Source organism: Sphingobium sp. 22B (genome assembly GCF_001580035.1).
Taxonomy (GTDB): Bacteria; Pseudomonadota; Alphaproteobacteria; order Sphingomonadales; family Sphingomonadaceae; genus Sphingobium; species Sphingobium fuliginis.
The window spans coordinates 1-10,897 of record NZ_LTAB01000059.1; the positions used below are offsets into that span (position 1 = coordinate 1).

At 65.3% G+C, this 10,897-nt stretch carries 11 protein-coding genes and 1 tRNA gene; 9 read left to right on the top strand and 3 right to left on the bottom strand.

Annotation, left to right across the window (positions count from 1 at the left end):
- Positions 1-129: 129 nt before the first annotated feature.
- The gene (locus A0J57_RS24660) at positions 130-1,005 is read right to left on the bottom strand and encodes a LysR family transcriptional regulator (protein ID WP_061938919.1); all 876 of its coding nucleotides are present in this window, start codon (positions 1,003-1,005) and stop codon (positions 130-132) included.
- Between the two features lie 86 nt (positions 1,006-1,091).
- Between A0J57_RS24660 and A0J57_RS24665 the strand changes: the two genes are divergently transcribed.
- Positions 1,092-2,237 (top strand): isovaleryl-CoA dehydrogenase, encoded by a 1,146-nt coding sequence (locus A0J57_RS24665; protein ID WP_061938916.1) that lies wholly within the window; start codon positions 1,092-1,094, stop codon positions 2,235-2,237.
- 55 nt (positions 2,238-2,292) lie between these two features.
- Here A0J57_RS24665 and A0J57_RS24670 read toward each other — a convergent pair whose 3' ends face one another.
- Positions 2,293-2,631, bottom strand: a complete 339-nt coding sequence (locus tag A0J57_RS24670; protein ID WP_025549293.1) for a DMT family protein — start codon at positions 2,629-2,631, stop codon at positions 2,293-2,295.
- A gap of 45 nt (positions 2,632-2,676) precedes the next feature.
- Between A0J57_RS24670 and A0J57_RS24675 the strand changes: the two genes are divergently transcribed.
- From A0J57_RS24675 to A0J57_RS24695, 5 genes are all read left to right on the top strand, one after another.
- Complete coding sequence (locus A0J57_RS24675; protein WP_061938914.1) at positions 2,677-4,278, top strand: carboxyl transferase domain-containing protein; 1,602 nt, start codon at positions 2,677-2,679, stop codon at positions 4,276-4,278.
- Positions 4,279-4,340: 62 nt separating this feature from the next.
- On the top strand, positions 4,341-4,760 hold the full coding sequence (locus A0J57_RS25730; RefSeq protein ID WP_076605829.1) for an endonuclease domain-containing protein: 420 nt from the start codon (positions 4,341-4,343) through the stop codon (positions 4,758-4,760).
- Positions 4,757-6,655, top strand: coding sequence for an acetyl/propionyl/methylcrotonyl-CoA carboxylase subunit alpha (locus A0J57_RS24685; RefSeq protein ID WP_061938910.1), 1,899 nt, complete (start codon positions 4,757-4,759; stop codon positions 6,653-6,655). Before A0J57_RS25730 ends, A0J57_RS24685 begins: the two co-directional genes overlap by 4 nt.
- The gene (locus tag A0J57_RS24690) at positions 6,655-7,107 is read left to right on the top strand and encodes a MaoC family dehydratase (RefSeq protein WP_061938907.1); all 453 of its coding nucleotides are present in this window, start codon (positions 6,655-6,657) and stop codon (positions 7,105-7,107) included. The genes A0J57_RS24685 and A0J57_RS24690 overlap by 1 nt, the downstream gene beginning before the upstream one ends.
- Positions 7,104-7,940: a CoA ester lyase gene (locus A0J57_RS24695; protein ID WP_061938905.1), complete on the top strand. Its 837-nt coding sequence runs from the start codon at positions 7,104-7,106 to the stop codon at positions 7,938-7,940. The genes A0J57_RS24690 and A0J57_RS24695 overlap by 4 nt, the downstream gene beginning before the upstream one ends.
- A 37-nt stretch (positions 7,941-7,977) precedes the next feature.
- On the opposite strand, the gene A0J57_RS24700 is transcribed toward A0J57_RS24695, so the two are convergent.
- Positions 7,978-8,925 (bottom strand): DUF2171 domain-containing protein, encoded by a 948-nt coding sequence (locus tag A0J57_RS24700; protein WP_061938903.1) that lies wholly within the window; start codon positions 8,923-8,925, stop codon positions 7,978-7,980.
- Positions 8,926-9,155: 230 nt separating this feature from the next.
- Here A0J57_RS24700 and A0J57_RS24705 point away from each other — a divergent pair.
- The 3 genes from A0J57_RS24705 (at position 9,156) to A0J57_RS24715 (ending at position 10,795) form a co-directional block, all read left to right on the top strand.
- Positions 9,156-9,231 (top strand) — tRNA-Ala (locus A0J57_RS24705).
- Between the two features lie 73 nt (positions 9,232-9,304).
- Positions 9,305-10,066, top strand: coding sequence for an NUDIX domain-containing protein (locus A0J57_RS24710; protein ID WP_082718756.1), 762 nt, complete (start codon positions 9,305-9,307; stop codon positions 10,064-10,066).
- Positions 10,067-10,069: 3 nt separating this feature from the next.
- Positions 10,070-10,795, top strand: a complete 726-nt coding sequence (locus A0J57_RS24715; RefSeq protein WP_061938901.1) for an extensin family protein — start codon at positions 10,070-10,072, stop codon at positions 10,793-10,795.
- The last annotated feature ends 102 nt before the right edge of the window (positions 10,796-10,897 follow it).

Here is a 10,897-nt window from a genome sequence, read left to right on the forward strand (position 1 = left end):
GGTTTCGCGATCCGTCCCCTTCCGCCCGGACCGGGGTGGCCACCCCGGTCCGGGCAATCCAGCATGACCCAAACGGACAGCAATGTCATAAGACAAGCGTTTTCCAAGCGGATAGGATCATCGGCTGCTCTAGATGCGGGGGCCTTCCGCCCTCAAGGACGCTTCCAGCGCCCTGAGCATCGGCGCTTCCCGCAGCCCCGCCGCTCGCGCGCCATAAAGAAGTCCGACATTCCTCCGCTCACCGAAATCCTTGAGCGCGACCCGCGCCATGCCCGGCCAGCGGTAGCTTTCGGGCATGACCGTTATGCCCAGCCCCGCCGCGACCATCTGCATCACGCGCTCGTCATTGGTCGAGCGCAAGGCGAAATGCGGGCGGACGCCGCGATCGACGAAATAGCGGCTGGTGGCGGAGAGCGCCTCGCAATGGCGGCGCACGATCATCGTTTCGGAGGCGAGTTCTTCGGCAGCCACTACGGCTCTTCCGGCCAGCGGATGGTCGGCGGCCATGGCGATGCCATAGCCTTCCTCTATAACCGATTGCGTCAGGAAGCGGTCCGCGCCCGGCCTGATCAGGGTGAGCGCCACGTCGATCCGCTCCGCGTCCAGGCGCCCCAGCAATTCCCGCTCGCTGCCGGGGATGATCTCGATCCTGCCTTCCTTGGCCATGGTGCGGTCCGCAACGGCGCGGGCGACCAGCTCGCCTGCTATGCTCAGCAGCACGCCGATGCGCAGCACCGGGGCCTGCTCCGCTTTTGCCCCCGCCAGTTCCGCCAGGTTGAATTCGCGCTCGATCCGCCGGGCATGGGTCAGCAGGCGGGCTCCGGCGTTGGTCAGTTCGACCCGCTGGTTGCTGCGCAGGAAAAGCGGAGCGCCCACCGCCTGTTCCAGCTTGGAGATGCCCACGGACAAAGTCGGCTGCGACACCAGGCAGTGCGCGGCCGCGCGGGAGAAATTGCCATGGTCCACGACAGCCAGGAAATAGCGGAGCAAATAGCGTTCGATCATAGACAGAAACTATACACTATCCTGCGCCGTTTCAATTTTTCTTGGCGGTTGTTGAACGATAGGATGCGCGGCAAGGAGAGCTTGCCATGACTGATTTCGACTTCGCGCTGGGTGAAAATGCGGAGATGATCCGCGAGACGACCGCCCGTTTCGCCGCCGACCGCATCGCGCCTCTGGCCGCGGAAATCGACGCCAGGGATTGGTTCCCGCGCGACCTGTGGCCGGAAATGGGCGCGCTGGGCCTGCACGGCGTCACCGTGGAGGAAGCCGATGGCGGCCTTGGCCTCGGCTATCTGGAGCATGTGGTTGCACAGGAGGAAGTGGCGCGGGCTTCCGCCTCCATAGGCCTCAGCTATGGCGCGCACTCCAATCTCTGCGTCAACCAGATCCGCCGCTGGGCCACGCCGGAGCAGAAGGCGCGCTATCTGCCCAAGCTGATCTCCGGCGAGCATGTCGGATCGCTCGCCATGTCGGAGGCGGGGGCGGGGTCGGACGTCGTCTCGATGAAGCTGCGCGCGGAGAAGCGCGGCGACCGCTATGTCCTCAACGGCACCAAATTCTGGATCACCAACGCCGCTTATGCCGACACGCTTGTCGTCTATGCCAAGACCGGCGAAGGGTCGCGCGGCATCACCGCCTTCCTGATCGAGAAGGATTTCAAGGGCTTCTCCATCGGGCAGAAGATCGACAAGGTGGGCATGCGCGGATCGCCCACCGCCGAACTGGTCTTCGACGATTGCGAAGTGCCGGAGGAAAACATCATGGGCCCGCTCAACGGCGGCGTCGGCGTGCTGATGTCGGGCCTCGACTATGAGCGGGCGGTGCTGTCGGGCATCCAGCTCGGCATCATGCAGGCCTGTCTCGACGTGGTGCTGCCCTATGTGCGGGAGCGCAAGCAGTTCGGCCAGCCCATCGGCGCGTTCCAGCTCATGCAGGCCAAGGTCGCGGACATGTATGTCGCGCTCAATTCGGCGCGGGCCTATGTCTATGCCGTGGCGCAGGCCTGCGACCGGGGCAGGACAACCCGCTTCGACGCGGCGGGCGCGATCCTGCTGGCCAGCGAGAATGCGATGAAGGTGTCGCTGGAGGCGGTGCAGGCGCTGGGCGGCGCGGGCTATACGAAGGATTGGCCGGTCGAGCGCTACATGCGCGACGCCAAGCTGCTGGACATCGGCGCGGGAACGAACGAAATCCGCCGCATGCTGATCGGTCGCGAACTGATCGGCGTGTGAATGTGCCCCTGCCGTCCGAACTGGGCTCCTGCCTCCGCAAGAGCGGGCAACTCTCTCATGACCGCCCCACGAACAGGAAGCCCACCGCCGCCATGATGCAGAGGAAAGCGGCCAGATGGCGCCAGTGCAGCGGCTCGCCCAGCACCGTCACCATGAATCCGCCGAAGATCAGCAGCGCAATGGCCTCCTGCGCGATCTTGAGCTGGCCCGCGCTCCACCCATGGGCAAAGCCGATGCGGTTGGCGGGCACGGCGAAGCAATATTCGACGAAGGCGATGCCCCAACTGATCAGGATGACCGCGAAAAGGGGCTTATTCATCCCGCCTTTCAGGTGCCAATACCAGGCGGTGGTCATGAACAGGTTGGATATGGTGAGGAGCAGGATGGTAGGCATGGATGACCCCGGATATGCAACCGCAGGGCAGGGGAGCGCAAGAGCATGAGTGCGCCTGTTCTCGACACGAAGCTCTCGGCGGAGAGTGATGCTTTCCGCGCCAACGCCGCGCATAACCGGGCGCTGCGCGACGAACTGCACGCGAAGGTCGCGCAGGCCGCGCTCGGCGGCAGCGAAGCGGCGCGGGCCAAGCATGTGGCGCGCGGCAAGCTGCTGCCCCGCGACCGGGTGGAGCGGCTGCTCGATCCGGGCAGTCCGTTTCTGGAGATCGGCCAGCTCACCGCCAATGACATGTATCATGGCGAGGTGCCCGGCGCGGGCATGATTGCGGGGATCGGCCGGGTGTCGGGACGGCAGGTGATGATCGCCTGCAACGACGCCACGGTTAAGGGCGGCACCTATTATCCGCTGACCGTCAAGAAGCATCTCCGCGCGCAGGAGATCGCGATGGAGAATCGCCTCCCCTGCGTCTATCTGGTCGACAGCGGCGGCGCGAACCTGCCCAATCAGGCGGAGGTCTTTCCCGACCGCGAGCATTTCGGGCGCATCTTCTACAATCAGGCGCAGATGTCGGCGCGGGGCATCCCGCAGATCGCCTGCGTCATGGGAAGCTGCACCGCGGGCGGCGCCTATGTGCCCGCCATGTCGGACGAGACGGTTATCGTGCGCAACCAGGGCACGATTTTCCTCGCCGGCCCGCCGCTGGTGCAGGCCGCGACGGGCGAGGTCATTTCCGCCGAAGACCTTGGCGGCGCGGAAGTGCACGGCCGCCGCTCCGGCGTGGTCGATCATGTCGCGGAAAATGACGAGCATGCGCTGACCATCGTGCGGGACATCGTCTCGACGCTGCAACCGGCGCCGGAGATCGACCTCAACCTGCGCGAGCCCAAGGCGCCGAAATATGACCCGGCGGAATTGTACGGCATCATCCCCCAGGATGTCCGCGCCCCCTATGACGTGCGCGAAGTGATCGCCCGGATCGTCGACGGCAGCGAATTTCACGAGTTCAAATCGCTCTACGGCACCACGCTCGTCTGCGGTTTCGCCCATATCTGGGGCATGCCGGTCGCGATCCTCGCGAACAACGGCGTGTTGTTCAGCGAGAGCGCGCAGAAGGGCGCGCATTTCATTGAACTGGCCTGTCAGCGTCGCATTCCGCTGCTGTTCCTCCAGAATATCTCCGGCTTCATGGTCGGCGGCAAATATGAGGCGGAGGGGATCGCCAAACATGGCGCGAAGCTGGTGACGGCGGTGGCGACGGCCAGCGTGCCCAAGATCACCGTGCTGATCGGCGGTAGCTTCGGCGCGGGCAATTACGGCATGTGCGGGCGCGCTTACAGTCCGCGTTTCCTCTTCACCTGGCCCAACAGCCGTATTTCCGTTATGGGTGGGGAGCAGGCGGCGAGCGTGCTGGCGACCGTCCACCGCGACGCCGCCAAATGGACGCCGGAAGAAGCCGAAGCCTTCAAGGCCCCGATCCGCCAGAAATATGAGGATGAGGGCAACCCCTATCACGCGACGGCGCGTCTGTGGGACGACGGCGTGATCGACCCCGCCCAGACCCGCGACGTGCTGGGCCTGGCCTTCGCCGCCACGCTCAACGCCCCGGTCGAGGAGGCGCCCCGCTTCGGGGTGTTCCGCATGTGAGGGGGCGGGACGAAATACCTCCCCGGAACGGGGAGGGGGACCAGCCAAAGGCTGGTGGAGGGGTGTTCTCGGCAACGACTGAAGCCATCCGCAGGGCACGCAAGGAACGCCGCAGCGGCAATCTGCCGGAAGTCGTCCTGTGGCGCGCCCTGAAGACACGCCCCGGCGGTTTCAAATTCCGGCGCCAGCATCCGATAGACCGCTACAGTCTCGACTTTGCCTGTCTGTCGGCACGACTGGCTATCGAAGTCGACGGCGAAGTCCATTCACGCGGCCATCGGCCCGCCCGCGATCAGGACCGGGATGCTGCATTGGAACGGCTGGGCTTTCACGTCCTGCGCATTCCCGCCCGCGAAGTGCTCCAGAATCCGGACAATGTCGTCAAGGCGATCACAGCCGCCTGTGTTGCGCGCCAGCCCCTCCACCAGCCTGCGGCTGGTCCTCCTCCCCATATTGGGGAGGTATTTGGGAGTCTCTCATGATCCAATCCCTGCTCATAGCCAATCGCGGCGAGATCGCCTGCCGCATCATCCGCACCGCCCGGCGTCTCGGCATCCGCACCGTTGCGGTTTATTCCGACGCCGATGCGAAAGCGCTCCACGTCCGCGAAGCCGATGAAGCCGTGAATATCGGTCCATCCCCGGCGCGCGAATCCTATCTGATCAGTGACCGCATCATTGCCGCCGCCCAGGCGACCGGCGCCGAAGCGATCCACCCCGGCTACGGCTTCCTCTCGGAAAACGCCGCCTTCGCGCAGGCCGTCATCGACGCAGGCCTCATCTGGGTCGGTCCCAATCCCTCCAGCATCACCGCCATGGGCCTGAAGGACGCCGCCAAGACGCTGATGGCCGACGCGGGCGTGCCCGTCACCCCCGGCTATCTGGGCGAGGACCAGAGCGCAGAGCGCCTGCAAGCCGAAGCCGACGCCATCGGCTATCCCGTGCTCATAAAGGCGGTTGCAGGCGGCGGCGGCAAGGGCATGCGGCGCGTCGAAGCGGCGGCGGATTTTGCCGACGCGCTGCTTTCCTGCCAGCGGGAGGCGGCGTCCTCCTTCGGCAACGACCAGGTGCTGATCGAAAAATATATCCTCTCGCCCCGCCATATCGAAGTGCAGGTGTTCGGGGACAGCCACGGCCAGGTCGTGCACCTGTTCGAACGCGACTGCTCGCTCCAGCGCCGCCACCAGAAAGTGATCGAGGAAGCTCCGGCACCCGGCATGGACGCCGCCACCCGCGAAGCCATTTGCGGCGCTGCGGTCCGGGCGGCGCAGGCGGTGGATTATGTCGGCGCGGGCACGATCGAGTTCATCGCCGACGCCAGCGAAGGCCTGCGCGCCGACCGCATCTGGTTCATGGAGATGAACACGCGCCTTCAGGTCGAGCATCCAGTGACGGAAGAGATCACCGGCGTCGATCTGGTCGAATGGCAACTCCGCGTGGCGAGCGGCGAACCGCTGCCGAAAAAGCAGGAGGAGCTGTCGATCAACGGCCACGCCATCGAGGCGCGGCTCTATGCCGAAGACCCTGCCAAAGGCTTCCTGCCCAGCCCCGGCAAGATCGACCGGCTGCTGTTCGACAACCGCGCCCGCGTGGAAACGGGCGTGGAGGAAGGCGATACCGTCAGTTCCTTCTACGACCCGATGATCGCCAAGGTCATCTGCCATGGCGAGGATCGGGAGGAAGCGCGGGGCGGCCTGATCCGCTGGCTCGACAGCAGTTTTGTCGGGCCGCTGCACACCAACAAGCCGTTTTTGCACGCTTGCCTTTCCATGGCCGATTTTGCCGAGGGGCGCCTCGACACCGGCCTGATCGAGCGGCAGGGAGAGGCGCTGACAAGGATCGATGGCCCCTCGGACCGAGTCCTTGCGGCGGCGGGCGAGCGATTCCGCAGCGACTGGCTCGCCCGGAGCGATTGGGACGATCGGTCCTTTCGCGACGGCTTGTTCGGTTTCCGCCTCAACGGACAGTCGAAGACCAAGGTCGACCTGTTCGTGGACAGCCGCCATGTCGTAGTGGAAGCGCAGTCGGACGATCTGCGCACCGGTCTCTGCTCCGACATGGAGCGCGACGGCACGATCATCGTCACCGAAGCCGGGCAAAGCTGGTTCTTCAGCCAGACCCCGCCCGTCAAGGCAGGCGGCGGTGCCGCATCCGACGGCGCGATCCTCTCCCCCATGCCGGGCCGCATCATCGCCGTCGCCGTGGCGCAGGGCGACAAGGTCGCCAAGGGCCAGAAGCTGGTCACGCTGGAGGCGATGAAGATGGAGCATAGCCTGACGGCGCCCTTCGACGGCGTGGTGGCGGAACTGGACGCGTCCGAAGGCGGCCAGGTCAGCGAAGGCGCGCTGCTGGTGCTGGTTGAGCGGGAGGAAGGGTGATGGCGGGCCGCTATTATGACGAATGGCGGATTGGCGACCGGATGAGCCATGACATCCGCCGGACGGTGACGGAAACCGACAATCTCCTCTTCTCGACCATGACCCACAACCCCCAGCCGCTGCATCTGGACGCTGAGGCCGCGAAAGCATCGGAGTTCGGCCAGATCCTCGTCAACGGCACTTTCACCTTCGCGCTGATGGTAGGCCTGTCGGTGGGCGACACGACGCTGGGCACGCTGGTCGCCAATCTGGGCTACGACAAATTGGTCATGCCTAAGCCGGTCTTTATCGGCGACACGATGCGGGCGGACAGCGAAGTGACGGACCTCAAGGAAAGCCGTTCCCGCCCCGAAGCGGGGATCGTGACATTCACCCATCGGCTCTATAACCAGCGGGACGAAATCGTCTGCCAATGCCTGCGCATGGCGCTGCTGAAGAAGAGGCCTGCATGAAGCTCCGTTCGCTGCTTTTCGTTCCCGCCGACCGCCCCGAACGCTTCGCCAAGGCGGCGGCCAGCGGCGCCGACGCCATCATTCTGGACCTGGAGGATTCGGTCGCCCCGGAACGCAAGGCCCTTGGACGGGAGGCAATTGCGGAATGGCTGGCCTCGCCCCGCGACTGCGTGGCCTTCGTGCGGGTGAACCCGCTGGACGGCGACCACACCCGCGCCGACCTGGCCACGGTGCTGCCTGCCTCGCCGGACGGGATCATGCTGCCCAAGGCGGAAGGCGCCCCCAGCATTCAGGCGCTGATCGCCCTGGCGGACGGCGCGAATGTGCCGCCGATCCTGCCCATCGCGACCGAAACGCCCGCCGCCATCTTCGAACTGGGCACGTTCCGGCAGGTGCGCGAAAAGCTCGCTGGCCTGACCTGGGGGGCGGAGGATCTGCCCGCCTCGGTCGGCGCCTCGACCTCCCGCGAGGAGGACGGCCGTTACACCGCGCCCTTCGAACTGGCGCGCAGCCTGACGCTGTTCGCTGCCCATGCAGCAGGCGTGCCAGCCATCGACACGGTCTTCCCCCGGATCGAGGCGATGGACGATCTCAACGCCTATATAGGAAGGGCGCGTCGCGATGGCTTCACCGGCATGATGGCGATCCATCCGGTACAGGTCGCCGCCATCAATGATGGCTTTACCCCCAGCGAGACCGAAATCGCCCGGGCGAGGGCGGTGATCGAGGCCTTCGCCGCCAATCCGGGTGCAGGGGTGCTGAAACTGGACGGCAAGATGATCGACCGTCCGCATCTGGTCCAGGCGCAGCGGGTGCTGGCCGCCGCCGAATAAAGAAGGGGCCCGGCCGGCGGCCGGACCCTCCCATTTTTTACCGGTAACGGCCCTTTTCGAAGGTCGAGCCGCTTGCGCCGCTGAACCTGTCGCTCGCATCGTCATCCTGCGATCCGAACAGGGCCTGCTGCTCCCGCTCGGTGCGCCATGCGGTCTGCGCCTGTTCCGCCGTCTTTTCCAGCGTCACCTTCTGCGCGTCCACCGACCTGATCCAGGATGACGGGATCGAATGATGCATGCCGCCGGATTCCTGATCGCTCTTGGTCAGGATGATGCGGTCGCCGCGCAGCTTGTCGACCGTGCCGACATGCTCGCCGTCGCTGCCGACGACTTCCATATGCTCGCGGACCTGCTGGACCGCCTGGCGCTGCTCGCCGCGGCGGTTCCGCCAACTGCCGAACTCATTGTTGAAGCGTTCGCGATTCTCCCGCTGATATTCGGCATAGTCGCGGTCCAGCTCGTCGATCCGTTGCTGACGCCAGGCATAGTAATTGGCGTCGTGATGCTCGCCATAATCATGGTTGGGGCCATAGGCGCGCACCCGATAGCCATGATCCTCGCTGCCGAAGCCGCTGCGTTCGCCGGCAAAGGGCGCATAGCCGCGATTGGGCAGGTAACGCGCCGAATTGGAGGCAGAGGCATAGCCGATCCGGCTGCTCTGGTCCCGCGGATCGCCATAGGGCCGGTTGTAATAATCGTCATATTCGCGGCGACGCTCCGCCTCTTCGTCACCGAACCAGCTCCGGATCTCGTCGCCCGCGCGGTCGAAGAAGCCCCGTTCTTCCGGATCATAATCTTCGGGCGGGCGCCGGTTGCCCGATCCGCCATATCCCGATCCCGATCCGCCGAACTGGCCGCGCGTGCCATATCGATAGCTGCGGTCGTCCCGCCAGTCGCGCCGCGCACGGTAACGGTCGGAATCGCGGTCCCAGTCCGTCCAGTTACGATCGCCGTCACCATAGCGACGTCCGCCTTGGTAACCCATTGTCCGTCTCCTTGTCTGCTTTTTGCACGACGTCCTTTCGGGAGCGTCGTCACCGCACCAATGAGCATGCGGCCGCATCGTTCCGGGCGTTACGCAGGAGTAATGTTCCGCCTTGGCCCCGACAGAGCGGCTGCGCTGCGCGGTTCCGGGGCTGTTCGCGGCCGTCGCATTTTGCGCAAAAAGACCGTTGCATGGGCGCAATCGCTCGCTTATAGGCAGCGCTCCTTTACGGGGCCGTAGCTCAGCTGGGAGAGCGCGTCGTTCGCAATGACGAGGTCAGGGGTTCGATCCCCCTCGGCTCCACCAATCCCTTCCGGGATTGACCGGAAGGGACTTTACCGCCGGCGATTTCGATGCCTATGGCGGTTTCATGACAGATATGCTTTCCGAAGGCCGCGCCGCTGCGACGGTGGTCATCCTGCGCGACCGCCCGGATGCCGCCGCGGAAATCCTGATGATGGAACGGGCGTCCAGCATGGCCTTCGCCGCGGGCGCGCTGGTCTTTCCCGGTGGCGCGGTGGATGCGGGCGATCATGCTCTTGCAGCGAAGATCGCTGGTGGCCTGCCTCTGGACGAGGCGGCGGCGCGGATCGCCGCCATTCGGGAGACGCTGGAGGAAAGCGGTCTCGCCATTGCCTTCACATCGCCGCTGGCGGCCGATCGGATCGCGGCCATGCGGCAGGCGCTGGGGGCAGGGGCCGGGCTTGGCGACATCCTCAGCGATCATGGGCTGGAAATCACGCTGGATCGGCTGCTGCCCTTTGCCCGCTGGCACCCCGCGCGCCTGGAGCAGGCGCAACGGGTGTTCGATACCCGCTTCTACATTGCTAAGGCGCCGGAAGGACAGGCTGCGAGCGTCGATGCCACCGAAAATGTGCAACTGTTCTGGAGCAGCGCAGCGGAAACGCTGGCCCGATGCGACCGGGGCGAGGGGCAGATCATCTTTCCGACGCGGCGCAATCTGGAGCGGCTCGCCCAATTCGGCCGCTTCGATGATCTGGCGGCGCATGCCCTGTCGATCCCGGTCGAGAAGGTGACGCCCTGGTTCGAGGAGAGAAATGGGGAACCGCATCTCTGCATTCCCGATCATCTCGGTTATCCGGTGACGTCGGAACCAATGGGGACGGTCCGGCGTGCTTGAGGCATGCGCCGAATCCACCTCTTCCTGCGCCGCCTTGTTCATGTCGCGGCGGTTCTGAGCCTTTGCCTGATCGGCTATGCCCATGTCAGCCGCCGGCCCCAGAATATCCCCTGGACTCGGCTTGATCTATCCCAGCCGATCGGCCTCTTCACCGGCCGCAAGCTTGCCGCGTTGACCGGCCGTCCTGCCGAGTGCCGGGCCCTGCTGGATCGGGCGGGCGTTGCCTATTCCCGCATGAAGCCGGGGGGCGAGGGCCAGTGCGCCTATGCCGACGCCGTGCGGCTGACTCCGGTCAAGGACGCCATCGCATGGGAACCGGCGGCGGTCGCGCCATCCTGTCCGGTTGCGGCGGCGCTCAAGCTCTGGGAATGGCAGGTGGTCCAGCCCGCCGCCCAGCGTCATTTCGGCCGCGCGGTTCGGAAGGTCACGCATTTCGGCGCTTATAGCTGCCGCCGCCTCTATGGACGCAGCGCAGGGGATTTCAGCGAGCATGCCACGGCCGACGCCATTGATGTGGCCGGTTTCATCCTGACGGACGGACACCGGATCGGCGTTGCGGCAGACTGGAAGGGAGGGGGAAAGGACGCGGATTTTCTGCATGAGGTTCGTGACGGCGCCTGCGGGTTGTTTTCGACCGTCCTTTCGCCCGACTATAATGCCGCACATCGCGATCATCTGCATCTCGATCAGGCGGAACGCGGCGCCTGGGGCGGGCGGGCCTGCCGATGAGGGCCTAGGGGTTGTGGGGATTTAGGATTCCCATTTGTTGGGAGATGTGATTCACGCTCTGGATGGACCGTTTCGTACTGACCGACGCCCAATGGGCAAAGA

Coding starts and splice junctions, on each gene's coding strand:
- A0J57_RS24660 (WP_061938919.1), bottom strand. CDS start 1,005: ATGATCGAACGCTATTTGCTCCGCTATTTCCTGGCTGTCGTGGACCAT.
- A0J57_RS24665 (WP_061938916.1), top strand. CDS start 1,092: ATGACTGATTTCGACTTCGCGCTGGGTGAAAATGCGGAGATGATCCGC.
- A0J57_RS24670 (WP_025549293.1), bottom strand. CDS start 2,631: ATGCCTACCATCCTGCTCCTCACCATATCCAACCTGTTCATGACCACC.
- A0J57_RS24675 (WP_061938914.1), top strand. CDS start 2,677: ATGAGTGCGCCTGTTCTCGACACGAAGCTCTCGGCGGAGAGTGATGCT.
- A0J57_RS24685 (WP_061938910.1), top strand. CDS start 4,757: ATGATCCAATCCCTGCTCATAGCCAATCGCGGCGAGATCGCCTGCCGC.
- A0J57_RS24690 (WP_061938907.1), top strand. CDS start 6,655: ATGGCGGGCCGCTATTATGACGAATGGCGGATTGGCGACCGGATGAGC.
- A0J57_RS24695 (WP_061938905.1), top strand. CDS start 7,104: ATGAAGCTCCGTTCGCTGCTTTTCGTTCCCGCCGACCGCCCCGAACGC.
- A0J57_RS24700 (WP_061938903.1), bottom strand. CDS start 8,925: ATGGGTTACCAAGGCGGACGTCGCTATGGTGACGGCGATCGTAACTGG.
- A0J57_RS24710 (WP_082718756.1), top strand. CDS start 9,305: ATGCTTTCCGAAGGCCGCGCCGCTGCGACGGTGGTCATCCTGCGCGAC.
- A0J57_RS24715 (WP_061938901.1), top strand. CDS start 10,070: ATGCGCCGAATCCACCTCTTCCTGCGCCGCCTTGTTCATGTCGCGGCG.